General features: G+C 47.1%; 23 protein-coding genes. 6 read left to right on the forward strand and 17 right to left on the reverse strand.

Features of this window, described 5'->3' with window-relative positions; translation table 11 throughout:
- Positions 1 to 5: 5 nt before the first annotated feature.
- A complete protein-coding gene (locus tag HRE53_RS19945; RefSeq protein WP_235107674.1) occupies positions 6 to 3,509 on the reverse strand; it encodes an AAA-like domain-containing protein in 3,504 nt (1,167 codons plus the stop codon).
- Positions 3,490 to 4,887, reverse strand: a complete 1,398-nt coding sequence (locus HRE53_RS19950; protein WP_235107675.1) for an AAA-like domain-containing protein — start codon at positions 4,885 to 4,887, stop codon at positions 3,490 to 3,492. The genes HRE53_RS19945 and HRE53_RS19950 overlap by 20 nt, the downstream gene beginning before the upstream one ends.
- A gap of 241 nt (positions 4,888 to 5,128) precedes the next feature.
- Between HRE53_RS19950 and HRE53_RS19955 the strand changes: the two genes are divergently transcribed.
- Positions 5,129 to 5,608: a hypothetical protein gene (locus HRE53_RS19955; protein ID WP_235107676.1), complete on the forward strand. Its 480-nt coding sequence runs from the start codon at positions 5,129 to 5,131 to the stop codon at positions 5,606 to 5,608.
- A gap of 358 nt (positions 5,609 to 5,966) precedes the next feature.
- Here the strand turns inward: HRE53_RS19955 and HRE53_RS19960 are convergent, their stop codons facing one another.
- The 3 genes from HRE53_RS19960 to HRE53_RS19970 all read right to left on the reverse strand — a co-directional run bounded on the left by HRE53_RS19960 (position 5,967) and on the right by HRE53_RS19970 (position 7,599).
- On the reverse strand, positions 5,967 to 6,113 hold the full coding sequence (locus HRE53_RS19960) for a hypothetical protein (RefSeq protein ID WP_235107677.1): 147 nt from the start codon (positions 6,111 to 6,113) through the stop codon (positions 5,967 to 5,969).
- A gap of 181 nt (positions 6,114 to 6,294) precedes the next feature.
- Positions 6,295 to 6,840, reverse strand: a complete 546-nt coding sequence (locus tag HRE53_RS19965; RefSeq protein ID WP_235107678.1) for an RNA 2'-phosphotransferase — start codon at positions 6,838 to 6,840, stop codon at positions 6,295 to 6,297.
- 93 nt (positions 6,841 to 6,933) lie between these two features.
- A complete protein-coding gene (locus tag HRE53_RS19970; RefSeq protein WP_235107679.1) occupies positions 6,934 to 7,599 on the reverse strand; it encodes a DUF2459 domain-containing protein in 666 nt (221 codons plus the stop codon).
- Positions 7,600 to 7,773: 174 nt separating this feature from the next.
- Between HRE53_RS19970 and HRE53_RS19975 the strand changes: the two genes are divergently transcribed.
- Complete coding sequence (locus tag HRE53_RS19975; protein WP_212664987.1) at positions 7,774 to 8,196, forward strand: peptidylprolyl isomerase; 423 nt, start codon at positions 7,774 to 7,776, stop codon at positions 8,194 to 8,196.
- A 17-nt stretch (positions 8,197 to 8,213) separates the two neighbouring features.
- On the opposite strand, the gene HRE53_RS19980 is transcribed toward HRE53_RS19975, so the two are convergent.
- The 8 genes from HRE53_RS19980 to pdxH form a co-directional block, all read right to left on the reverse strand.
- On the reverse strand, positions 8,214 to 8,717 hold the full coding sequence (locus tag HRE53_RS19980; protein WP_212664988.1) for a hypothetical protein: 504 nt from the start codon (positions 8,715 to 8,717) through the stop codon (positions 8,214 to 8,216).
- Positions 8,718 to 8,797: 80 nt separating this feature from the next.
- On the reverse strand, positions 8,798 to 9,190 hold the full coding sequence (locus tag HRE53_RS19985) for a hypothetical protein (protein WP_235107680.1): 393 nt from the start codon (positions 9,188 to 9,190) through the stop codon (positions 8,798 to 8,800).
- Positions 9,191 to 9,399: 209 nt separating this feature from the next.
- Entirely contained in the window at positions 9,400 to 10,137 is a 738-nt protein-coding gene (locus tag HRE53_RS19990; protein WP_235107681.1) for a hypothetical protein, read from the reverse strand.
- 69 nt (positions 10,138 to 10,206) lie between these two features.
- A complete protein-coding gene (locus HRE53_RS19995) occupies positions 10,207 to 10,602 on the reverse strand; it encodes a hypothetical protein (protein ID WP_212664990.1) in 396 nt (131 codons plus the stop codon).
- A 749-nt stretch (positions 10,603 to 11,351) separates the two neighbouring features.
- Complete coding sequence (locus HRE53_RS20000) at positions 11,352 to 12,533, reverse strand: aldo/keto reductase (protein ID WP_235107682.1); 1,182 nt, start codon at positions 12,531 to 12,533, stop codon at positions 11,352 to 11,354.
- Between the two features lie 162 nt (positions 12,534 to 12,695).
- A complete protein-coding gene (locus HRE53_RS20005; RefSeq protein ID WP_235107683.1) occupies positions 12,696 to 12,995 on the reverse strand; it encodes a hypothetical protein in 300 nt (99 codons plus the stop codon).
- Between the two features lie 67 nt (positions 12,996 to 13,062).
- Complete coding sequence (locus tag HRE53_RS20010; RefSeq protein WP_235107684.1) at positions 13,063 to 14,352, reverse strand: hypothetical protein; 1,290 nt, start codon at positions 14,350 to 14,352, stop codon at positions 13,063 to 13,065.
- Positions 14,353 to 14,365: 13 nt separating this feature from the next.
- On the reverse strand, positions 14,366 to 15,025 hold the full coding sequence (gene pdxH / locus HRE53_RS20015; RefSeq protein WP_235107685.1) for a pyridoxamine 5'-phosphate oxidase: 660 nt from the start codon (positions 15,023 to 15,025) through the stop codon (positions 14,366 to 14,368).
- Between the two features lie 220 nt (positions 15,026 to 15,245).
- On the opposite strand from pdxH, the gene HRE53_RS20020 reads away from it, so the two are divergent.
- The 3 genes from HRE53_RS20020 (at position 15,246) to HRE53_RS20030 (ending at position 16,497) form a co-directional block, all read left to right on the forward strand.
- Entirely contained in the window at positions 15,246 to 15,557 is a 312-nt protein-coding gene (locus HRE53_RS20020) for a cupin domain-containing protein (protein WP_235107686.1), read from the forward strand.
- A 140-nt stretch (positions 15,558 to 15,697) separates the two neighbouring features.
- On the forward strand, positions 15,698 to 16,120 hold the full coding sequence (locus HRE53_RS20025; RefSeq protein ID WP_235107687.1) for a GNAT family N-acetyltransferase: 423 nt from the start codon (positions 15,698 to 15,700) through the stop codon (positions 16,118 to 16,120).
- An 11-nt stretch (positions 16,121 to 16,131) separates the two neighbouring features.
- The gene (locus tag HRE53_RS20030) at positions 16,132 to 16,497 is read left to right on the forward strand and encodes a cupin (protein ID WP_235107688.1); all 366 of its coding nucleotides are present in this window, start codon (positions 16,132 to 16,134) and stop codon (positions 16,495 to 16,497) included.
- 39 nt (positions 16,498 to 16,536) lie between these two features.
- On the opposite strand, the gene HRE53_RS20035 is transcribed toward HRE53_RS20030, so the two are convergent.
- Positions 16,537 to 18,210 carry a phosphate ABC transporter substrate-binding protein gene (locus tag HRE53_RS20035; protein WP_235107689.1) on the reverse strand — a complete coding sequence of 558 codons (1,674 nt, stop codon included), beginning with the start codon at positions 18,208 to 18,210 and terminating at the stop codon, positions 16,537 to 16,539.
- 372 nt (positions 18,211 to 18,582) lie between these two features.
- Between HRE53_RS20035 and HRE53_RS20040 the strand changes: the two genes are divergently transcribed.
- Positions 18,583 to 21,132 carry a TPR end-of-group domain-containing protein gene (locus tag HRE53_RS20040; RefSeq protein ID WP_235107690.1) on the forward strand — a complete coding sequence of 850 codons (2,550 nt, stop codon included), beginning with the start codon at positions 18,583 to 18,585 and terminating at the stop codon, positions 21,130 to 21,132.
- 70 nt (positions 21,133 to 21,202) lie between these two features.
- On the opposite strand, the gene ftsH4 is transcribed toward HRE53_RS20040, so the two are convergent.
- The 3 genes from ftsH4 to HRE53_RS20055 all read right to left on the reverse strand — a co-directional run bounded on the left by ftsH4 (position 21,203) and on the right by HRE53_RS20055 (position 23,705).
- Positions 21,203 to 23,104 carry an ATP-dependent zinc metalloprotease FtsH4 gene (ftsH4, locus tag HRE53_RS20045; protein WP_235107691.1) on the reverse strand — a complete coding sequence of 634 codons (1,902 nt, stop codon included), beginning with the start codon at positions 23,102 to 23,104 and terminating at the stop codon, positions 21,203 to 21,205.
- A 33-nt stretch (positions 23,105 to 23,137) separates the two neighbouring features.
- Positions 23,138 to 23,365: a DUF2949 domain-containing protein gene (locus HRE53_RS20050; protein WP_212665000.1), complete on the reverse strand. Its 228-nt coding sequence runs from the start codon at positions 23,363 to 23,365 to the stop codon at positions 23,138 to 23,140.
- Positions 23,366 to 23,507: 142 nt separating this feature from the next.
- On the reverse strand, positions 23,508 to 23,705 hold the full coding sequence (locus tag HRE53_RS20055; RefSeq protein WP_212665001.1) for an electron transporter: 198 nt from the start codon (positions 23,703 to 23,705) through the stop codon (positions 23,508 to 23,510).
- Positions 23,706 to 23,839 lie beyond the last annotated feature (134 nt).

Genomic DNA, 23,839 nt, shown 5'->3' on the forward strand with positions numbered 1-23,839 from the left:
AGAGGCTATGATCCTTGGCATACGGATAACTGTTCCTGGGGATGACTGTCTAAATAATCAGCCAGCCAATGGCAGCCTCGCTGTAATAAGGCATCCAAATGTTCTTGAGGAGTCTCAGACAGTTGCCAAGTCTGAACGGTTCCATCATTGGCGACGGACGTCAATTGCTGACCCTTACTGTCAAAGCTGAGATCTTGGATCACCGTAGCGTGACCATCAAATTCCATTTGTAGGTTTCCTTGTAAGTCCCAAATTTGGATATTGCCATCTGTTGAGCCGGTGGCGATGCGTTGGCCATCAGGACTAAAACGGAGACGATACACAGAGCTTGGATAATTGCGAAAAGAAGTGAGCAGTTGGCCCTGTCGTGTCCAGAGACGAATTTGACCATCTTCCGATGCGGTGGCGAGGGTCTGGCCATCGGGACTAAAGCGACCGTCATACACTGCCCCTTGGTGATCGGGCAGTTGAGCCATCAGATCCCCTGTTAGGGTCCACAATCGGGCAGTACCGTCCTCAGAGGTGGTTAAGAGGTGTCGAGCATCGGGACTGAATCGAACGCTATAGACCGCCCCAGAATGGCCTTTCAGTGAAGCCTGCTGCTCTCCCTGGTGATTCCAGAGTTTAACGGTCTCATCCCGAGAAGCTGTTGCTAGGAGATTGTTTTGGGGGTTGAGTTGGATGTTGTAAATGGTATCTTTGTGAGCTTGGAACGTTTGGAGTAGCTTGTCTTTCTGGTATAAGTGAACGGTGCCTTGCTTGGTGGCTACTGCCAGTAGTTGTTTTTGAGCCTGGAAGCTCAGACTCGTAACAGCATTGACCTGACTTTGTAGTTGTTTGAAGTTGGGTTGAGTAGGGTTCCCGATTGACACAGAACCATTCACCCAAGCTGTGATTAGATCCTGGCTGTCAATACTGAAATTCAAACTGGCGATTCTACCTTGAAGCTGCCGCTGTTGTTGCGCTAGCCAAGTCGAACGAACCTGCCAGATATGGGCACTATCTTCATCATTGGAGGCGGTGGCCAGGAGATTCCCTTGGGGACTAAACCGAGCGCTATAGACAGCGCCTTGGTGCCCCCTCAATACCTGTAACGCCTTTCCAGATTTATCCCATAGCCGAATGGTTTTATCCCCGGAAGCAGAGGCTATCCACTGACCTGCTGCACTAAAGCTAACGTCGTAAACGGCCCCTTGGTGGCCCCTGAAGATCTTTAAGGGTTTTCCTTGGATGCCCCACAATCGCACCGTTTGATCCGCCCCTGCCGTGACGAGTTGCTGCCCATCTGGACTAAAGCTCACATCATAGATAGCGCCTTGATGTCCTGTTAGAACCAATAGCTGCTTGCCAGTAGGGGTCCAGAGGCGAACGGTTCCATCCCGGGAGGTTGTGGCAATTCTTTGGCTGTCGGGACTAATACTAATGGCATAGATTGAGTCTTGATGTTGTTGAAATCGCAAACGTTGACGCCCTTGGCGATCGAACACAATGGCGGTGCCATCCTTCGAGGCTGAGGCGATATAGTTGCCGTCTCCACTCCAACTGAGGTCATAGATATCGCCTTGATGTCCTTGCAAGATCTGTACCGTTCGTCCCGACCGGGTCCATAAGCGAATGGTTCGATCTTGAGAGGCGGTAGCCAGAAGTTGTCCATCAGGACTAAAGGCAATATTGTAGACATCGCCTTGGTGTCCAGTAAGAATCTTTTGGGTTTGTCCTTGCAGGTTCCACAGGCGGGCGGTACCATCCCGAGAGGCGGTGGCAATCGACTGGCCATCGGGACTAAAACTGATGCTATTAACCGTGGCTGCATGACCTTCTAAGCGGTTTCGTTCCCAAATATGCTGCAAGATTTCCTGTAAGGCGATTAAGGGTGTGGTGGTGGGATAGCTCTGTAAAGACTGATGTTGACTCACAAGAGGCCGGAGATTTTGACCGGATTCCAGGGCCGTGAGCAGGGATGCAATCTGGTCAAAGTCAAATTGCTGGAGTGCACTTTTACCGGCCCATTCAATGGATTGGGTTTGGGCAATTTGTTGTTGCTGCAAGGCGTGGTTCACCCAGATAGAGGTCGAAATGGCACCTATCAAGGACAGAGCCAGAATTCCTGTGCCTAACCGTAGTTTACGTTTGGCGTCGGCATAGGCTGCGGCTAGGGTCTGTTTGGCTTGTTTTTCGGCATCGAGTTGGGTGCTTAGACGCTCTAAGTCTCTCGCTTTCCGCTCATTGTCAATAGCGATTTGCTTATCTAAAGCTTGACTGGCCGCTAGGAATTGGTAATCTTGGTTGCTGAGTTGCTGCTCTTGAGACCAGTCAAAGGCATCTTGTAAGGCCTGACCTCTTAGCAGGCGAGAGGTATCTTGACGGTCGGATCGTTCCCAGGCCTGCATCGTTTCCGCATAGGGGCGCAGGGCAGCCAGTTCTTGTTCTATCCAGCTTGGGTTGAAAATGTGACGGTAGATGCGGTTATAGACGGTGAGTTGCCCTTGTCGACTGACCACTAACCCAGACAGCTGGAGTTCACTGTGGGCCGCACTACCATCGGCAACCACGAATTCTTGGTCTAGGATCTGGCGATACAGGCCCAGGAGTTGTCCTGTGCGGGCTGGGTGGTGTTGGAGTCGATCACGGATCGTGCGTAAATGGACGGGCTCGTCTTGGGTGGACCAATGATTTATGACGTGAGATCGCACCAAGGCTGCAATGCTAGTTTCTTCTTGTCCCGCAGGGATTTCAGCCTGTTGCTGAATCACTAATTGGCACAGCTTCTGAGATAAAAAGGGTTGCCCCCCAGTCCAGGCCACGATGGCTTGCAATACAGCTTCGGCATTGGACGCATAAGGCTGCAGTCCCCGCCTGAGCGGCCGAGCTTCTTCAGTGGTGAAGCCAGCAAGCTCAATCGCATGACCAATATTAAACAGGGTTTGGGTTTTATCTTGAATCAGATCAGAAGGGGTCGCAACCCCAAATAAAGCGAAGGTTAATTGGTTATAAATGGCATTCTCTGCTCGTTGATTGTAAAACCAGCGAATTAAGGCAAAAAAGTCATCGACTGAGAATGGAAGACTGAGAATTTTATCGATTTCGTCAATAAAGATAAAAATCTTACGGTCAGGAACATACTGATATAACACCTCATCGATAAAGTGCTTTAGCTGCTGTACTGGGGATAGATAAGTTTGGGCCTGCAGCCATTGCTTGAGGTTAAGCTGGTCCGTCAGAGCTAACCCTTGCCAGAGTTGAACCATCAGGCTGGCATACCATTGTTGCTCCTGTACTTGGCTGCCGGGCAGGGTCATATCCATGGAGACACAGTAGTGCTGCTGATCTGCCAGATGATGCATCGCCCGTACTTTTAGGCTCGACTTTCCCATTTGGCGACTGTTGAAGACATAGCAGAAATCTCCCTGGCTGAGGGCTGCTAACAGCTCATGATCGGCTTGGCGGGTGACATAGGAAGGATGGTCGTAGCCCAAACTACCGCCAACTTTATAGGCTGTCGAATTCATGATTATTCAACGGCATAGTGGCAAAGTATTGACGATATAGCTCACAACTGGGCTGGACATAATCTCCCGAGAGGCTGACTAACCCCATGCTTTCGAGTTGATAGGCTTGAATCGGTTCTAACCGGACTTCAGAAGTTTCGGTTACGACTCGATACATGGCGGTGGCTAACTGGGGTTGTCCCTGTAATGTATTCCATAGTCCCCGTAGATGAGTACTGTAAATACTGCTTTGGGTGGGGGCTTGTTGCAGTAGGTGATCCAGCTGGAGTTGCTGGCGGCGCAGGGCATCAAAGGTGAGATGGACGAGGTAAGGGTGACCACCGATGAGGGCTTTCAACGCTTGAAAGACACCAGGAATCTGAACTTCCAGCTTGCTATCCAGATGATATAGACGGGCTAAATCCTGCATTTGCTCAGGGGTAAAGCCCCAGAGTTTAATCGGCCACCCCACATTAAAGGGGGATTGATGAGCATCTAGCTCAATATAAATTTCAGTGGAATGAGCAATGACTAATCGAATTTTTTGCCAAATGGTCTGAGTATTTGCTTCTTCATTCCAAGAGCGCAGCATGGGTAAAAAGTCTTGAGCAATATGAGGATACTCAAACAGTCGATCGACGTTATCTAATGCGAGGACAAGGGCAATATCAACCTTGGGTAACAGATAGGTTTGAAAGTAAGTCTTGCAACTCATTAAGCTGCCATATAAATCTTCAGCCCAATACTGATCAAGTTGGGGAGGCAACCCTAATTCGCGGCAAATATTGGCACTAAACCATTGTAGGAATTTATCCAAGCTAGCGAAAATAGACGTTTCAGCTTCGCGAAAGTTCAGATAAATTTGTTGATATTCTAAAGTCTGTGCCTGAAATAAAAGCTGGCGCAGCAATGAAGTTTTACCCATTTGGGCAGGGGCTTTAATCCGAACTAGAGCACCCACTTGCTGAATGGCTTGTGTACAGTCGGCTTCAGTGGGGGGTCTGTCGATGTAAAAGGGAGAGTTCGCAGATAGAGGCGTTCGGTAATTCAAGATGGGTAAATCTTGAGGCAAGACCGCTGCTCGCATTTGCAGCCATTTGGGATACTGTATATCTTGGAGCCAGTCTCGCAAAATATTGAATTTTCCTGGTCCTTTACTCAATAAATCTAGTTCAGCACAGCCATGATCTGTTTGACTAGCAAAAGCAGAATAAACCGTAGTCATTTGCTTTTTATAGGATTCATGGCTGGCTGCCTGGGCCAGGGGCCAAACCTCTTTATCGGGTTTGCGCCAATGCTCATAAGCAAAACGAGTCAGAAAAATATTTTTAACTTTGCCCGTTAAGTTCACTTCTTGAGCAGTATGCTTCAAGAAATCATCCCATTGGTGAGGTTTCATCTATTTTAATGACCCACTCAAGTCAGGATAGATAATCTTTTGGGAAGGTTGTTCATCTCTGGTTTGTATCGGTTGATTGGAAGGTCTTGAATTCCACTTGCTTTCTACTTTTTTTCCACTTCCAGATTAATGAGTTTCTATTTATTTATTCTTAGATTTTGGCTGCCATTAGACTGACATGCCTGGGCTTTGAGACTAATCTAACACTTGAGAGTAACCGATAAAGCTGAGTAATAAAGCAATGGCTAAATCCTCTGTGATGTTGGCTGCTGCTCTGATGGGTGCGACAGCATTTATGTCTCCTGTCCAAGCAGTAATCCTAAGTCAAGAAAGTACACAGCAAGTCCAAGAAGAGCAAACCTCTTCATTGATTGCGAATAAAACACGATCCCGACGTCATAAGCGCTACTGTTGGCGTCGATATGGTCGACTCTATTGTCGAGATGATCACAATTCCAGTCGTAATGATCGTTGGCGTCGGCAAAAGCTGAAAGAACGTCGTCGTTGGGAAAAAGAGCGAGACCGCCGTTGGCGAGAGCGTCGTCGACGCTCGGAAAAACGCCGTCGTTGGGAAAATCGTCGCCGAGATGAAGACTATGGGCGGTCTCGTCGTCGAGATCGCGACTATGAGAATGAGAATTGGCGAAAAGGAGATCGACGAGGTGATTTCCAAGATAAGCTAGACCGCTGGCTTAATCGTGGCCGTGATGATGACGATTAAGCGCCATTCATTGAAAGTGTCTTAGTACCCCAATAAGCCCGTGTAAATGTTGCTCAGTAGTTAGATGTCCTCTAACTACTGAGCGATTTTTTCATCAGTATCTCCGGGGGATGAATTCTATAACCATTCAGTGTCTGAGTCTAACTATATGTCTGTGTCTTTGACCGAAGCTTTCGCCCGAGACCCTGATTGGACCATTATTCCCATAGCTGATCGACCCCGCGCTCAAGAACTTGCTACTCTCATTTGCACACAGGTCGATCTTCCCCGAAGCCAAAAAGGAGAAGAATATTATGGATGGCTGATCGAATTGAACAGAATGATTAACTAAAAGCTAGGTTATTTAGCCACGCACCCATTAATCGCAGGGAGGATACTTACAGTCAGGATTGGTTTGCTGTGGCGGTGCTTCAATCGCTGAATGGAAGTTGGCTCTGTAGGCAGAGACGCTGAACCCGCTAATCAAGACAAGGCTAAACGATATCAATAGAGTCTTGAAATTCATAGCAATAATGGTGCCGTTAGAGGGACAGCCTGAACACTGGAGAAAATGTAAATTCGAAAGCGAGAAATGGTGTCAGTATTAAGCCAATGATTCCCGTTTGCTTTCTATATCAAACATCTCTATTGTATGGTTTTTATTTGTCTATCGCAATAGTGTTTAGGGACTATTGATTGAGCTGGTTTTATTCTACTTCTACTAAATACTGAGTGGGCACATAATCGGTGAGCCAAATGCCATTTTCGGAACAATAAAAAAGATAGCCATCAGTTTGCATCTTTAGGGCATTAATTTCTAATACAGTGGGCTTGCCATGTCGTCTGCCTACTGCGATCGCAATTTCGTATGACGCTGATAGATGAACGTGTTGACGCCCAGAAGGGAGTAAGCCACTCGCCATGATAGACGCTAAAAACCGTGTGGCTGTTCCATGAAATAAAACAGAAGGTGGTGTCAAAGGTAATAAATCTAAGTTGACCGGAATGGAATGTCCTTGGTTAGCTCGAATATATTGCCCATCTTCACTTAATTTAAAACGCTGCTTATCATTAGAAATAACCACTTTTTTGATGATTTCTTCAGATAAAAAATGGTCATGTTTGTCAGCACATTGAATTAAGTCAGCAACGGCTGCCCAGCCACCCGCATTAAGCTCTAAATCAATGGCCTCTGGCCGATGGCGGAGAATATAGCTGAGAAACTTGCTCACAGCTTTTAACGGTTGGTCCATATTTGAAGAATGCCATTACGAATACTGTGAGTCTGCAAGAGCCGAATTCACGGGCTTACTATCCATCCAGACGATTGTAGTCAGTGAATTGGATTAGTCTGTCCCTTGGATCAGTTGAAAGCCTTTCAAACTTGGACCCACTTGTTCTGAAAAGATAACAGGTCCAAAAGAGTGGGCGACTTCAATCCCTTGGAGATGGCGGACAGTCCAGGCATTACAATCAGACCAAATAACATAATATTCACGACCTGGGTAAAACTGCCCCCTAAAATTAGGGACTTGTGGATAGGGGACACTCCGTTCACCATCCTGACGCTTGAAGCTTTGCTCTAACGTTGTAATCAGATCATATAGTTGTTGCGCCGAGACTTTCCGATGATACAGTTGCCGCGCGTGCTTTTGGGCCGACAGTAGCGTGTCTCGGCCTCTCAGGTACATCACTGACTCCGTTGGCAGGATGCCAGCTGTGAGAGTGGCCAGAAACGAGGTGTCGGATAGCATAAAAAAATGCTTATCCCCCCAGCCATACTCAACATAACGGGAGTTTGGTGAGTGGGGAGGTCCCAGTGCCCAGCCCTGGGGTTGTTCAATGAGAATAGCGGTATGAAATCCCCAATTGACGACATAAAGATCATATTCCGCCTTTATTAATGGGTTGATATTGGGTAGTTCAACTTCTGGAATGGGGGGTGTCCAAATCGCCATATATAGGGCAGGTACGCCCCACAAACCACCATTAAGCAATAACAAAATACCCAAGCAGCGACGCCGTTGTTTGAGGACGCCCCCAAAACTGTCGAATTTTTGTCCGCCAGAGTGGATGGGTGTGCATGAGGATTTAAATAGGGTTTAACGTAAAAATTGAATTGCATTCCCCTTGGTCCCAAGATAGGATGCCAAAGTTGCAGACAATATCAAAAAGTTAGGATTACCATGACCAAAGCCATAATGGAAACCAATAAAGGTACGATTAATCTTGATTTATTTGATCAGGACGCCCCTAATACCGTCAAGAATTTCGTCGATTTAGCGAATAAAGGGTTTTATGACGGTTTAGCTTTTCATCGTGTCATTCCTAATTTTATGATCCAAGGGGGATGTCCCAAAGGTACCGGTACAGGTGGCCCTGGTTACACTATCAAGTGTGAAATTAATAACAATAAACACCAAGCTGGAACCCTATCCATGGCCCATGCGGGTCGGGATACAGGCGGCAGTCAATTCTTTATTTGTCATGCCCCTCAATCTCACCTAGATGGGGTACATACCACCTTTGGTCTGACCCAAAATATGGATGTGGTGAATGCGATTCGCCAGGGAGACAAGATTCTATCGGTTAAAATTTCTGCAGAATAAGCTGAAAGGCGTGGATCCTAATTGTTAATGGCTGCACCAGGTGCAATTTGCTCTAGAGACAAGTTAGGGCATTCCACGCCAGAAGCCTTTTGTAAGGCTTGGTAACTCACCTTAATGCCCGCCTTCTTCATTTTTGAATAGTTACTGATCAACAGCAAACAGGTTTCCAGTTTGATACGGGTTAACTGGGAACGAGCATGTCTCTTACAAGCTTCCATTCCTGCTGATTGAGTATAGGTAAATGAGCCGCCTAGGGAGCCGGTATCAAAGGGGCCAATCCCATTCCCAAATACTGAAACGGCTAAGCCACTCGTGGTGCAATCGCTTAAACTTTTACCGACAATTGACTTTCCCAAAGGGCGTTGGCCAGATTGTGAATTCGTTAAGACACCACCTTGAATGAGTTCCAGCTCTGGACTGGCATCTGCTTCAGCTGTATTGCCAACGTCAATATTGTTTGTCCTAGACTGGGCAAAACCGACGATAGGAGTAAATGATACTTGTACGGCCAGTGTAAGCATCACTAACAACCGTCTCTGTTGTATGACCGATTGCTTTGATAGTGAGATGTTTGCTAGCACTGCCTTGGGAACCAATAAGTTTAAAAGCTATAGCCTGTTATGGCGTTATTGATGATTAAAGACTCATTAAAGTCGAACTCTTCGCGCACCTCAATCTCGATCTGACGAGTAATATTGGCAGTTTCAATACTGACACTAGTAGAAGTTGCTCCGTAGCTATAGTTGGTTTGTGTTGTTGTGCCGTTCTCGCTATTAGAGGTTTGGGTTGAGCCACTACTGCCATCGGTGGTCAAAGACACAGAACTCTGACTATTTTGCGTAGAGTCATTGATACTTCGCTCAACAAGGGTATGTCCAGTGGGCGAGACCTGAAAAGTTGTAACGGTTGTGGCGAAAGCACCTTGTCCTAGGGCTGGCCTAGCTATAGCCCCGACAGTGGTTATCGCAAATAGAGTGAGATAGAAAAGTTTCACGTGATATAACCAACGACACTTGCACAACAAAGCATCTCTACGCAGCTAATCATTTGTCTTAGACTGTCAGAAATTTTTAAATTGCACATTGCTCACCTAGGGTAGGCAAACTTTTGGAAACAGCAAATGAGCATAAACAAGAAGTATCAAATCAAACTAGATTTAAGCCAACTTGATATATTCAACGCAATTTGGATAATAATCGAGAATTATCGGTAGGCGTTAAAGTTTTGCTGTTGAGTAGGGGCTTGTGAAGGCACTTGGTGATTTGGGCTTTGTTTGTGCTGTTGATTGAGTCTGGGGTTTTGTTGAACCTGACGTTGGTTCGGTGAGATATTTTGGAGTTGTTGAGGCTGCTCAGGTTGTTGCGGTTGATAGAGCACTGGCTGAGGACGAGCCTGGGGAGGAGCTGTACGGCCCAATGGTCCAGGGTTGTTTGCCGGTGCGATCGCACTTTGAACCACAATCGGAGGACAATCCACACCACCAATTGTTTTTAGAGCTTGATAACTGACTTTAACGCCAGCTTTAATCATCTTGGAATAGTTGCTGATCAGTAACAAGCAGTTCTCTAACTTGGCTTTGGAAAGCTGTGTTTGGGCATATTCGTTACATGTTCCCATACCAAAAGAATGGGTATAAGTGAACGAACCACCAATACTACCCGTATCAAAAGGGCCAATTCCATTGCCAAAAGCAGAAGCAGCAATACCATTACTGGTGCAATCTGCAACTCCTCGACCAACAATACTTCGCCCTAAAGGATGAGTATTGACCTGTGTATTAACCAAAGAACCTTGTTGATTCAAATCGACAGCCGGATTCGCTGTGGATTGGGCATTGTTGGGAGCATCAATATTATTAGTGGTTGTTTGGGCTAGAGCAGAATGAGATGAAATTGCTAAAAACCCAACAACTGATGCACAGAAAAGAAAACGAGGGCGCATAAGTGAATTCTCCTGAATTATAAAAGGGGCAACGGGATAACGTTGCCCCAAGAAATATACTTAATTCAGTTAGAACGAGAAACCACCTGTTACTCTGTGGGTTTTGTTGATTCCAGAGTAATCGTAGCTGTCTGTATTGTGTACGTTGGTTGTTCTGGAGAGCTTACCATCTTCAGTTGCAGAGCTGATAGTTGAAATGGTTGAGTGGTCAGTTTCCTCAAACCAGACCCCATCTTTATCTCCAGATGTGGTGGTAGTTGCATCAACATGCTTAGTGGAGGTTGAACCTGCCCAGGTTGTAGCATCGTAGGTCTCATGAACATTCACATTGGTTGTGGAATGACCGTTAAAGATGCTCTTGACTCTATAGCTGTTCTCAACATAGGACTCGCCAGCTGCAGCAGGTAATGCGGCAGCGCCAAGGGAGATTAGGACCGCAAGAGGTGCGATTTTTTGAAGTTTCATGAGTAGTTACCGCTGAAAGTGTTTAGTAGCAATGGGCTTGGTGATGAAAGCTCGCCCAAGAGATAAGTGCAAACAAATAAAGCCTGCAACAGAATTAGCATTAAAAAGCAAAAACACTGACACCAGAATCCATCTCATGTCTTAAAGCACCAACTGCTCATAAAGAACATCCCCCTGTTAGTGCTTGATGGTGTATTTTTGCTGTCAAATCAACTTGCCTAAACCATCTAGATCAGGTAGTTGAACTTTAATAACTAACGTTGCAATACAATATGTTGCCCGTGTTTTGCGTTTCAAATTACCCCATGGAACAAAACAGCGAAGTTGTAAATCTAATTGAATTACAACACCGAATACCTGATTTGCTCTGACAATAAATAATTTAATTCACAAGCAAACTGTAGTCTGGATTTTTTTGCCCCTAGTGCTTTTTTCACAAAATATTCACTCACCTAGAGAAAAAAATTAAGAGATATCTTTTTTAGCTAGAGAGTATGAGACCATATCTAGCCTTATACTTCAGATCTTTAAGTAGAAATGGCATCATTTTATAAAGAAGATTGAAGTTTATAGTAGTTTTAATTAGAAGTTTCTTTCTCTTGTAATATCTCTGTTTTGTATTGTGTTGGTACAAGAGTATTTACTTATTCCCTCAGACAGAAAGGCAAGGATGTCTGAAGGAATAAGTAAGCGTTTGGAAGAGGCCATAACGCTTGTGTCATAGTGATGAGCCGAAAGCCATCATTCAATCAGCTTTGAGATAATCTCTGAATGGATTGCCCACCTAGTTGTAAGTGTGTCTGTGATAGGAGTTCAGGTATTTTTTCAGCATGGGGGCTAGCTCTTAAGCATTCCTTCAGATCCAAGTTGGACAAATGGGTTGCTTTTTGACCGGGGAACCAGTGACTGGCTTGCCCTAGGAGGTTGTAGCGCATCTTGGCATAGTCTTGCATGTCATAAGCTAGAGCTAGATTTCGCAACCACAGAATGACGGGAATATTGATATTGCCGGGCGTTTGCTCATGAGTTGGCAGGCCTTGATGCCAAGTGTTGACCCAGTCTTCGCCTAGGGTTGAGATCGCTGCTGCTTGCAGCCGCTCCAAGATCGGTGGTAGCAAGGTCTCTGCTTGTTCGAGTAGCTCCAATGTTTTCAGATGTTCATCAAAATCACTGGGGCGAGCTGCACCCAAACTGAGGGTATGGACTTGGGGATGGCTTAAGCAGAATAAGTCGTTGAATACTATGGGGCTGAGGGGTTGGCATAGCTCAACTAACTTTGGCGAAGGTTTATACAACATGCCCCCCTTATCCGAAGGACTAATAATAAATACCCCGACATCGTGTTGGGTCGCGGCTTCAATCGCTGCCCAATTGAACTGGTTGATGTAATACCAGTGCAAATTGACGTAATCGAATTGATTGGTCTGAATCGTTTCTACGATTAAATCGGTGGGGCCGTGGGTAGAGAAGCCCACAAACTTGACCTTGCCTTGTTCTTGCAATTGGCGGGCGATATCAAGACATCCGCCAGAGCGAAGGGTGAACTCCAGTAATTCGGGGGTATTAATGCCATGAATCCCTAGCAAGTCGACATAATCGAGTTTTAGGTTTCGTAGCGATTGCTCAAAGGTCTTACGAAATTCTTGGGACTTTTCTTTGGGGGCAACCTTAGTTTGAATAATTAATTGATGGCGAGGGAATGTCGGTAGAATTCGGCCAAGCTGAAGTTCTGAAGTGCCATAGCCTCTGGCCGTTTCAATATGATTAATCCCTAGCTCAATTGAGCGACGAATAGTGGCGTCGAGGTTGTCTTGATTGGCTTTAGGAACTTTCCAGCCAGGTTCATCTTTCCAAGAATGCTGATATCGCATTCCACCGCAGGAAAAGACGGGTAGTTGCAGTTCTGTTCTGCCAAATCGACGATACTGCATGGTTACCTAGCCTCCATTGACTAAATCCTGATGGATGTGAGCTTTATTTTGAATTTGTGGGGGGAAACGTGGGTGTTGTGCGGACTTGTAACCAGACTAAATAAGTCCCCAAGATCAGTGCGGTCAAAGATTCCAAAAGAATGAGACCATTCATTTTTCAGGTCAGATCCCAGATAGGAGCAAATGCCCCAGGGTTAACTGCCCCATTGCAACATAGAGATATAACAGCCCAAAGGCTAGGGTTCGATGCCCTTGCTGCCAGCAGATATAGCCTGTTATGCCAATGGGCGTCATCACAAACCAAAGAATATCCACTAACGAAGGATTAAACCAAGTCGGTTCGGGATATTGATCAAAGAACAGAACGTTGTCGACATAGTGCAAAATCGAAGTCATGATGCAGGCCACAAGCATGGCTAATAACCAGTGGGTATGGTTCTTAGCAGATTGACGTTCGTTCATAGGGCTGAATAGGGAGCTGGTGAACAGATGCGATCCGGAATTTATATCTTTTGTATTGTAGGCAAGATTATTCCTGGATGGCGCTTACGGCTAATATCCAGAGGATAGACCCGTCATTACTCCATTCGATCTGCTGAGGAATGCCATGATAGTGAGTCTCCAAGTCTCGGGCAATTGAAGCGATTTTTTGTACTAATTTTGAGGGAAGCAGTTGAGGTGCGCTAAGGGCCTGGGAACTAGCCGCTTCTGGAACAGAAACCCGAATCTGTTGAGTTTGGGGATGCATCAATGCCTCAGCGGGAGTGGAACCTGGACCACCAATAATCACCACGGTAGTGGGATCACTATTTTGGATGTCTTGACTCCTGACCAAGCCACTATATTGACCTTTGACTTGGACTTGAACCATGACCGCAACTCCAGAATCTCTAGAATTGGGAGAGGACGGAGTTGCACTATAGGCCGAGCGACAAGCTCGAATGATCTGTGCTAAAGCTCGACGAGAGGTGATTTGGAAAACAGGTTCGGGGGGAGTGCCACTTAGCATAGCCCCAATAACACTAGATCGAATCATTAGGGGTTGGCTAGGGCTGGGGTTGAGGAGTTGAATCAGTGGATCCGCGTCATCACCTGGGGACAGCAGCCAGCCTGGGGGCACCTTGTATCCCAAGGCTTTGAGCTGGCTGAGAGTAACGGCTAAGGACCCAACTTGGTCTGCATTGAGGGAATGGTCTAACGTACGGATGTTGCGATCGCGTTGAAAGAAACCGAATAAATGGGCATCATTAGCTCGATCTAGGGTCATTAACTCACCCGGACTTGAGCCCATGGAAGGGGAAGCCGGGGGCTGGGGCACTTGCTCATCCACCCAAGCTAGGACAAAACTGAGGCCCATGGCCGCCATAATCTGCGAACTTTGTTGGGTATATAGTCCGACGAGTAGAGGAAACAGGACTAATAGCCCCAATCGTCCAATGCGCCTTTCGCGCAGCAAGGTAATACCGATGCCTCCGATTAACAGCATCAAAAATGCAATCTGCCAGCTATAGATCACGCCACCAGCGATGATGCCCAGTAGTCGTTTCGATTTTCTGAGCCAAAACTGCCCACATACCAGGGCAATTAGAGCAATGATCCACCAGGTCGGATCTCGGGGAAAGTAATATTGAGCTAAACAGACACTGGCGATTCCTTTACTGGCCTCTATCCCCATCTCTAAGAATGTTGCTCCATAGCGCCAGGGGGGGCTTGGAGGGATAGGCAGGTGTTGATTCAACCATTCCGATGCTGGTATGCCCCCCAACAAAGGACATAGGACAAAGATGAGTAAGCATCCCCAAACTTGGATTAATGTCATAGGCTATTCAGCTTTAGGGAGATAACCGTTCAAGGGTCCACTGCTGATCTGTATATCGATAACAGAGTCGGTCATGCAGACGGCTGGTGCGTCCTTGCCAAAATTCGATCAGATGAGGGTTGACCCGGTAGCCTCCCCAATGGGGCGGACGGGGAATCGGTTGATTCTGATATTTCTGTTCCAACTCTTGGAGACGCTGGTCCAGAATATTGCGATCGCTGATCACTTGGCTTTGTTCCGATGCCCATGCCCCTAGTTGACTACTTCGGGGTCTACTCTCAAAATAGGCCTCCGTTTCTTGATCACTCACTTTTATGACTTCCCCTTCAATTCGGACCTGGCGTTCTAATTCTGCCCACCAAAAGACCAAGGCCGCCCAGGGCCTTTGGGCCAAATCTTGTCCTTTGCGACTGAGGTAATTCGTATAAAAAACGAATCCCTGTTGGTCAAATCCTTTTAATAACACCATGCGCGCGGATGGCTTACTGTCTGCCGAGACTGTCCCTAAAGTCATAGCATTGGGCTCTGGTAATTCTGCTTGGACAGCTTGCTCAAACCAAGATTGAAATTGCAGGATAGGATTGGGATTGACCCCAGTTTCCAAAAGCGCCTGCTGCCGATAATCACGGCGCAGATCGGGAATAGAAGTTTGTTTTGGATCGATTAAAGACATCAGTGCCTGCTTGCTCGAATACTAAACCTGGATGAACTCAGCTGACCACTGATGGATAGACGCTCTTCAATTATGGGGCATACCCATAAGCATCGATCCAAAATTGGCTTAACTTCTACTCAGGAGCAGGAGTGTTACGTAAGTTTTTAAGTCACCAATGAGGGGTTATTCGTTGTTATCTTGGCCATAGATGATGCTAAGCAAACAGGAGGGTAAGAGATTGGCCAATTTATCAGAAATTGCCCAAAGACTTTCCAGTGGCACTTCCGATTGGGCAAGCGAATGGGTAGATAACTTTAATGGCAATCCAGTCGAAATTCGGGTGATGCGAGGTGCGATCGCAAATTGGCACATCCACAAAGATACAGATGAAATGTTTGTCGTGCTCTCTGGTTCTGTTTCGATTGACACTGAGAATGGCAGTTTTAACCTGAGCCAACATGACTGTTTGGTGGTTAAAGCTGGCACACAACACCGAGCCAGAACAGAGTCAACAGCAACACTCATGACATTGATCAATCCAACCCCTTAAATCCTTGGTCACAATCTTGGCAATGAAGGTTCTATCTCTGCCACTAAAAATACCAGAACTCAGATTACAACCCTAGGCAATCCAAGATGCAGGAGCATTTCAGAAATATGCTGATAATCTAGACATCTGGCGGAGTAAGCGTGACTTCAATACAGATTGCGACAACAGATGACCAGCTTCGAGCCTGTTACCCAGTGATGGTGCAGTTAAGAACGCACCTCGAATCCCAAGCATTTGTCATACAAGCCCAAAGGCAGATGCAGTGTGGGTATCAGTTGGCCTATTTATCCAATTCAGAGGGTGTCTGCTCTGTTGCCGGGTTTCGAATTAGCGAAAGCTTATCTTGGGGGCGATTTCTGTATGTGGATGATTTGATCACCGATGCACAGATGCGATCGCAAAACTACGGGCACCAACTGTTAGATTGGCTCATCCAGTATGCTCGTCAGCAAGACTGTGCTCAATTGCATTTAGATTCTGGGTTGCAACGTTTGGATGCCCATCGGTTTTACCAGCGGGAAGGCCTGCAAATCAGCAGCTATCATTTTGTCCTCAAGCTCTAAAGGAGACTGTCATGCCGACTTTTATAGACCAGCCTACGATCATCACTGCTGCTGGGAATAAACCCAAACGGATTGAAGAATTTTGTGGACGAGTGAATTCCAAGCATGACCATATTAGCGTCGCCCGCATGGTATCTCCTGCAGGCTGGCAAGAACCCGGACAAAAACCTGCATTCCAGGAAATGACCGTTGTCTTGCAAGGATTATTGCGAGTTGAATATGAAGGGGGCGTATTGGAGGTGAACGCAGGCCAAGCCATTGTGACAGAACCCGGAGAATGGATTCGATACAGTACACCCAATGGCGCCGAATATATTGCAGTCTGCTTACCTGCCTTTTCGCCCGAGACCGTTCATCGGGATACTGATGATATCTAAACGTTGCTATTGCTCAAGGTCACTGGGGAAAAGGTGGCGTTACTCAATTCTGACAAAACCAGCTTGTTCGATGAGCTTTTGCCCCTGTTCGCTCAACATCAAGTCTGTATAGGCTTCTCCAATCAACTGTTCCCGGTCCTTATTTTCTTTGACGATGACGTAGAGGGGGCGGGTAATGGGGTAGCTGCCATCTCGGAAGGCAGCTAAATTAGGCTGATTACGAGCGGGAGGACAATTCTGGGTTGGCTTTCCCTGTTGGGGTGGTATCCGCTGATCTTGACTGAGACCTAAGGGAATGGGTTTGCCAATACATTGATAGAGGACTTCAGCTGCTGAAGCGTAGTAAATACCGCCAGTGGCACGGTTTAATTGGCGCAAGGCATCTGTGGTGGAGTAGATGGGGACAACCCTAGAACTAAAGGGTTCATTCTGCAGCACATACTCTTGAAAATAATCAGCGGTGCCGGAATCTCCAGATTGGCGAGAAAAAGGAATAATATCTTGATCGGGGCCACCTAGCTGATTCCAATTGTTGATATTGCCTAGATAGATGTCTCGCAGTTGGGCAACCGTTAACCCTGGCACATTTAAGGAGGGGTGAACGACGACTGCGATACCATCCAAGCCGATAGCATGTTGGGTAACTTTGAAGCCTCTTTTGATGGCGATCGCATATTCTTCGTCATTGAGCGGTCGGGTGGATTGGGTAAAGTCAATTTTGCCATCCAAGAGCATTTTGATGCCTTGACCCGAACCAGGCGTGCCCTTGACCGTTTCTACATAGCGTAATTGAAGGTTGGGATACACCTCTGCGATCGCATCTTCAACTTCGGGACGTATCAATGCCCAAGTGGCACTACCGCCGTAGTTATAAAGCCCTTCTGGAACATCTGGCACCTCTGAAAAAGTGGGTGTGAGTGCCAAAGTAGCAGCGCCCTGACCGGGGCTGAGCTGGAGTTGGTTCGGCGACCGTAACCATCCCCAAAACCCTGCAATTAAGAGGAGCAACGTCACTAAAGATGCTTTGAGATAGAACTTGCTCAGCTTGGATTTCTGGATAGATGGGGGTTGAACGGGGGCAAGAGGCTCTTCGGGGCTCGACAACCGCTGCACGGAATAGGCCCGCTCTGGCAGGATGATGGTGGAGGTTTGAGGGTTTTCGTCTAAGTCTATGGGACAGCTTTGTCTAGATGTCGAAAACGCCATTTCTGTGGGTGTAGGTAATTTATGGGCCGGAACGGCACCATGGCGATAGAAGGTCATCAGATCGTCGATCAGATCCTGTTCTTCTAGGGGATGATATCTCAATATCTCCAGGATTCGTCTGACCCGACCAATGGCCGTAGGCAAAATATTATCTTGCTGAAATCCAGGGAATAAATCTTCAGCGCCTTGTTCTAGGGCTAATCGCCGCTCAGTGGACAGGACTTTTTGGCGTAACCCTGCTGTTAGGATCAGCTTGAGATCGGGGTAATTGTCGTGATACCACCGACAAACATCAAAGGCATTCAGTTGCTGAGCCCCTAAGTCCACTAACAGCAAGCCAATATTGGCCCGTTCAATGGCATCTCGTTGGCCTGCTAGTTGCGAAAAACTGATTCCGGCAGGCTCTTCAATGACTTCGATCTGCTGGGATTGTAGGGCTGTTGTCCATACTTGAGCCTGAAATTTTAGAGGCTGTAGGAGCAGTACAGATTTGCTGGCGCTATACATTAAGTTGAGCAGTGCGGGCTGCTATTGAGTAAAGACGGTACGCTCGAATTCTGGGCAGGTTCGACATCTAGGGTTTGTGTAAACCGTAAAGCCCAAGTCTAGCCACTGTGTTATTTTATGGCAAATTTCATACGAGTGAAAGAATAAAATGACATGATTTAAGGACTTTTAAATCTAGATCACCCCCGCTACACTTGAAGCGCGGTTAACTCGAAAGAGGATTCATTTGTCCATTTTTTGCAGGAGTCGCTGGGGTGGTAGAACTTGCTCCCTAGGCCCTTACTATGATAGGTACACAGCAAGCACCCGTCTCAATTTTGATTACCTTATAAAGAAGGTGATTGCACACCCCACCCAGGTGAGGAAGATCTGATGAAATCCAAAACTCTCAACACATCTATTTGGTACAGCGTTGTTCTCTCGACTTTGCTATTGAGTCCTGCGTTTGCCCAGTCTTCTTCATCACCTGCTGTCCCTGTCGTAGATCAGCAAGAGATGCAGCGGCTGTTGGAAGAATTGCAAAAGGAACGAGAAGGCCAAAAACAAGCCCAGGCAGAGGCGACTCAAGCCGTTAATCAAACCACAACTTTATTTAACTGGTTTTTAGTGGTGTTGGGGTTGATTCTGGCTACTGCGATCGCAAGTTTGATTCTCCTGCGACGGGCCGTGGTGCATGAGGTCGCAGAGGTGGTGCAAAAACACCTGCGAGAGATGCGGGACTTAAAAGGACATCTGGCAGATGCAGCGGATGCTGTAGAGGTGATTCTGCAAAAGGCCGAAGATCTCGATACGGATTTACATCAAGAGTCGGAGCAGTTTCATCAAGACTTAACCAGCAAGCGCCAGCGGTTGTCAGATATGCTGGCAGAATTTTCCACCAAGCAACAGCAGATCCTCCATAAAATCGAAGGGTCCTTGACGGATACGGAAGCTGCGATCGCAACCTTTGAATCCGATTCAACCGCCAAATTTGACACCCTAGATACGGAACTGAGAACCGAACAGGAAACGATTCTGGCTCACCTCAAGCGCCTCGGTGAAGAGATTGAACCTCAACTGTTTACGGTTGAATCCGATGCCCAGGCCCAAAAAACAGAATTTCTAGATCGTCTGAAGCAGTCGGAGACGGATTTCAAAACCCAATTGTCCCAACTCTTAAACAAGAGCGAACAGGAGCAGGACAAGATCCTGACACGGGTCGAAAAAATGAGCAATGATTTTGGGCCGCAAATGTCGGCTTTACAAGCCGTTGCTCAAACGGAGAAAGAAACCTTAATTGGCTATCTTGCCACCTCTAAAGCGGAATATGTCACCCAACTGTCTGACCTTCAGCAAGAGGCCCGTAAACAGTGGGAACTGATTTTGCAAAATCTCAAACAGCTAGAAAGTGATTTCACCCCCCAGCTTGAGGAGATTGAAGGCCAGCTCCAGGTGAAGGCGAACGAGAAAAAAGATTCATTCCTCCTGCGTCTCAAACAGGTCGGTACCGAAATTACCCGTCAGCTCACAGAAGCGCAAGAAACCTTCCAATCCCAGGCCAGTGAGACACTGCAACGGCTCCAGGTACAAGAGTCTGAATTCACAACCCAGCTATTCAACTACAGAACTCAGTTAGATACTGAAAAGACCAATGCCCTAGCCGATGTTCAGGCCCTGACCGACAATGCCTCTACTCTGCTGGTAGACCTAAAGACAGAGGTGCAAACGACCCAAGAGCAGGCGGTTCAAGACCTCGAAGCGCTGACCCTACAGGTATCCGGTCAGCTGGCCGACTTGAAGACGAATTTGCAAGGTTCCCAAGAGCAAACCCAGCAGTCTTTGCAAGCCATAGAAGCGAAAACAGAACAGGATCTAGCGACCATTACAACGGATGCCCAAGCTCGCAAAGATCAGATTCTCAAACAGCTAGCAGCCCTATCTCCAGCCCAGCTCGCTGGAGACGCCGTGGCAGAAATTGATCAGAAATTGCAGACGGCATTGGGGCCTTTAGAGCGCCTACAGGCCAATCATCCCGATCTATTCCTGGATGTTGCGGACTATATCCGGCAAGGAGACGAGCTACTAGCGAACAGCAATTTCCGCCAGGCCCTCTCTGTCTATAATCAGGCGTTGGAGCTAAAAGCCGATGATCCTCAACTTTGGTGCCAACGGGCCGAAACCCAGAGCGGGCTAAAGCTGTTTGAAGAAGCTGTCGGCTCCCTAGATAAAGCGATTGAGCTGACCCCAGAGGATCCTAAGCTTTGGCAACGCCGAGGCCAAGTGTTGAAGGACTTACAGCGATATGAAGGCGCGCTCGGGGCTTTCAAAGAAGCGGCAAAGCTGCAGCCGGAAGAGCCCCACAACTGGATGGACTGTGGCACTTTACTAGAGCGTCTCCAGCGCTGGGATGAAGCCCTCTCTACCTATAACCGTGTGATTGCCATTGAACCGAACCATCGCAATGCCTGGATGAATCGAGGATTTGTGATGGGCATCCTCCAACGTCATGAAGATGCCTTTGCCTCGTTTGATCATGTCGTTCAACATGAATCTGAGGATGCTGCTGCCTGGTTGAATCGGGGATTAGCTCTGCAAGTTTTAGAACGCCATGAAGAAGCGTTTGAGTCCTTTGAACATACCGTTAATCATAAGCCTGAAGCCTATAAAGCCTGGAGCCATAGAGGGTATGCCCTGATCAAGCTAGAACGTGATCGTGATGCTCTGGTTAGCCTCAACAAAGCCCTAGAGATTAATGCGGATTACCCCAATGCTTACTATGGCAAAGCAGTCTGCTATGTCCTCCAAGGTGAGACAGCCTTAGGTTTAGAAAATCTAGAGCGGGCCATCAAGCTGAACCCAAGCTTTCGAGAACAAGCCCGCAGTGATACTCACTTCGTTGATTTTCGTGAGGATGAATGGTTCCGTGAACTGGTCAACCGCTAATAAAGCCTTAAACAAAAGCCCTTCACCAATTGCTCAGTGAAGGGCTTTTGCTATGGAAGTTCAACTAGGACTAGAGAGCGACAGGCTCCTGTTCATCCGCAGTCTGGACATGGGCTTCAGGATGGACCTTAGCCAGCATCTCCCGGAGACCATCGCCCTCAATCACTTCCTTCTCCAGCAACTGCTCAGAAATCATCTCCAACAGCTCCTTATTTCCCTTGAGGATAGTGAGCGCTTCCTGGTGAGCCGTCTCCACAATGCCCTTGACTTCCTTATCAATCTCCTTCGCCGTCTCATCGCTCACAGCCCGGCGAGCATTCATCCCCCCACCGAGGAAATTATTCTGCTGACCCTTGTCATAAGCTAGAGGACCTAACACCTCACTCATGCCGTAAGACGTCACCATCTGCTCCGCTAGATCCGTCGCTCTTTGTAAATCATTAGAAGCACCCGTCGTGATACTCCCGAAGATGACCTCCTCCGCAGCTCGTCCACCTAACAAAGTGGCAATCTGACCTCGAAGTTCAGCCTCATTCAACAAAAACCGGTCTTCCGTGGGCACTTGCAACGTATAACCTAGTGCAGCCATACCTCTGGGGACAATAGAAATCTTCTCCACTTGATCCGAACCCGACATCTTGGCCCCGACTAGTGCATGACCGACCTCGTGGTAAGCCACAATCTTCTTCTCTTTCTCATTGAGCACTCGGCTCTTCTTCTCTAGACCAGCCACCACTCGTTCAATCGCTTCCGCAAAGTCTTGAGTCTCCACCACCTTGTTGCCGCGTCGGGCTGCTAGTAGTGCCGCTTCATTCACCAAGTTGGCTAGGTCAGCCCCAGCAAAACCAGGAGTACGAGTGGCCATGGCCTTAAGGTCAACATTCTCACCCAGCTTCACTTTCTTGGCATAGATTTCCAAGATAGCCAGACGACCTGTGAGGTCAGGACGGTCAACCAAGACTTGACGGTCAAATCGACCGGGACGTAATAGGGCAGGGTCTAAAGTTTCAGGACGGTTCGTTGCAGCTAAGACGATAACCGTGGCATCTCCAGCCCCAAACCCATCCATTTCAGTTAGGAGCTGGTTGAGGGTTTGTTCCCGCTCATCATTCCCGCCGACAAAACCATTTCCACCTGAACGAGATTTACCAATGGCATCCAATTCGTCAATAAAGATAATGCAGGGGGCTTTCTTTTTAGCTTGTTCAAACAAGTCACGAACGCGAGCGGCACCGGTACCGACAAATAGTTCCACAAACTCAGAACCCGAGATACTGAAGAAGGCAACCCCAGCTTCACCGGCGACGGCCTTAGCCATCAACGTTTTACCCGTTCCAGGAGGTCCAACTAAAAGAACACCTTTAGGAATCTTGGCTCCGATATCAGTGAAGCGCTTAGGAGACTGGAGGAACTCGACAATTTCTTCGAGTTCAGCTTTAGATTCTTCTACACCAGCAACATCATCAAAGGTGACCTTATTGTCATCGCCTTCGACATAGACCTTGGCTTTGTTCTTGGTAACGGAGAGGGCACCTTGGGGACCACCACCACCCATGCCACCACGACTAAAGAATTGGAAGATGGCGACGAAGATGACGGGGGGAATGACCCAGCTCAGTAGGGTGGTGAACCAGCGATTGCTTGGAGGGGGAGTGGCTGCGAATTCCACGCCTTTGGATTCGAGGAGCTTGGGGAGTTCTAGGTCAAAGATAGGAGTGGTTTCTAAAAGCTGAGCTTGTTCAGCTACTCCCTCTTTTAGCTTGTAACGAATTAATTTTTGCCCCACAGACACTCGGGCAACCTGCTCATCTCGGACTTGTTCAATGAAGAAGCTATAGGGAACCCGTGGCACTCTAGGACCCATGACATAGGGTAAGGCCAAATTTGCAATTAACAAGATTGCAGGTAGAAATAGCAGCAGACTTGTAATTAGGTTTGGACGGGGACGTTGAGGCTTGTCTTTAATCGGCATGGTTCGCTCCCTAACTTTTGATAAATCGCTTGTTCAGGTGGCTGGAGAAGCTCCCACTTTATTTGAAGACTCTGTACGTTCTAACCATTCAAATACTTGGTTTAGTTGCTTAAGGGAAACAAAGCCAAACTGCCAAAGAATGATGGGAAGTTGACTCGAAAGATGATGTTGCTGGCGAATCGCAAGTGCGATCGCATCAGCTGGGATCAACAGCTCGTCTCGCAAGTATCGAATGAGTTTGGTTTGAGCAGAATAGTTCATGGTTGAGAGTCGTCAAGGGAGTAAGGCGGAGATTGAATCTCTAAGTTTTGAAGGCAACTTTCTTCATCGTATCGATTTCAGTAAAAATCCACCTTGGACAATCGAAATATCAATGTTTTAGGCTGGGCGACATTAAATCAGTTTAGGCAAGGAGACCTAAGCGCTTGCCATTATCACGGGCAAGACGAATCCAGCTTTGGCGCTGAGTCCGTTCAATACCAATTTGATTGCAGAATTTGGTAATGGCTTTTGAATGCAGAGCGATCGCTTTTCCTCTGAGTTTGGTAAATCGAGGGGTACCAACAGCAGTGCGAGTAAGAACAACGATAGGTGCAAACATAGTGGACTCCGTATGTAACGTTATGTTAACCATACTAATTAAAATGTTACGAATTGTCAAGACTGAGTTTGACTTTTTAATGAAGTCTCTAAAATAAAATTTATTTAGCTAAAAAAGAGGTTCCAGTTAAATTA

This window comes from Acaryochloris sp. 'Moss Beach' (assembly GCF_021497025.1).
GTDB classification, from domain to species: Bacteria; Cyanobacteriota; Cyanobacteriia; order Thermosynechococcales; family Thermosynechococcaceae; genus Acaryochloris; species Acaryochloris marina_A.

Coding starts and splice junctions, on each gene's coding strand:
- HRE53_RS19945 (WP_235107674.1), bottom strand. CDS start 3,509: ATGAATTCGACAGCCTATAAAGTTGGCGGTAGTTTGGGCTACGACCAT.
- HRE53_RS19950 (WP_235107675.1), bottom strand. CDS start 4,887: ATGAAACCTCACCAATGGGATGATTTCTTGAAGCATACTGCTCAAGAA.
- HRE53_RS19955 (WP_235107676.1), top strand. CDS start 5,129: ATGGCTAAATCCTCTGTGATGTTGGCTGCTGCTCTGATGGGTGCGACA.
- HRE53_RS19960 (WP_235107677.1), bottom strand. CDS start 6,113: ATGAATTTCAAGACTCTATTGATATCGTTTAGCCTTGTCTTGATTAGC.
- HRE53_RS19965 (WP_235107678.1), bottom strand. CDS start 6,840: ATGGACCAACCGTTAAAAGCTGTGAGCAAGTTTCTCAGCTATATTCTC.
- HRE53_RS19975 (WP_212664987.1), top strand. CDS start 7,774: ATGACCAAAGCCATAATGGAAACCAATAAAGGTACGATTAATCTTGAT.
- HRE53_RS19980 (WP_212664988.1), bottom strand. CDS start 8,717: ATGCTTACACTGGCCGTACAAGTATCATTTACTCCTATCGTCGGTTTT.
- HRE53_RS19990 (WP_235107681.1), bottom strand. CDS start 10,137: ATGCGCCCTCGTTTTCTTTTCTGTGCATCAGTTGTTGGGTTTTTAGCA.
- HRE53_RS19995 (WP_212664990.1), bottom strand. CDS start 10,602: ATGAAACTTCAAAAAATCGCACCTCTTGCGGTCCTAATCTCCCTTGGC.
- HRE53_RS20000 (WP_235107682.1), bottom strand. CDS start 12,533: ATGCAGTATCGTCGATTTGGCAGAACAGAACTGCAACTACCCGTCTTT.
- HRE53_RS20005 (WP_235107683.1), bottom strand. CDS start 12,995: ATGAACGAACGTCAATCTGCTAAGAACCATACCCACTGGTTATTAGCC.
- HRE53_RS20010 (WP_235107684.1), bottom strand. CDS start 14,352: ATGACATTAATCCAAGTTTGGGGATGCTTACTCATCTTTGTCCTATGT.
- pdxH (WP_235107685.1), bottom strand. CDS start 15,025: ATGTCTTTAATCGATCCAAAACAAACTTCTATTCCCGATCTGCGCCGT.
- HRE53_RS20030 (WP_235107688.1), top strand. CDS start 16,132: ATGCCGACTTTTATAGACCAGCCTACGATCATCACTGCTGCTGGGAAT.
- HRE53_RS20035 (WP_235107689.1), bottom strand. CDS start 18,210: ATGTATAGCGCCAGCAAATCTGTACTGCTCCTACAGCCTCTAAAATTT.
- HRE53_RS20040 (WP_235107690.1), top strand. CDS start 18,583: ATGAAATCCAAAACTCTCAACACATCTATTTGGTACAGCGTTGTTCTC.
- ftsH4 (WP_235107691.1), bottom strand. CDS start 23,104: ATGCCGATTAAAGACAAGCCTCAACGTCCCCGTCCAAACCTAATTACA.
- HRE53_RS20050 (WP_212665000.1), bottom strand. CDS start 23,365: ATGAACTATTCTGCTCAAACCAAACTCATTCGATACTTGCGAGACGAG.
- HRE53_RS20055 (WP_212665001.1), bottom strand. CDS start 23,705: ATGTTTGCACCTATCGTTGTTCTTACTCGCACTGCTGTTGGTACCCCT.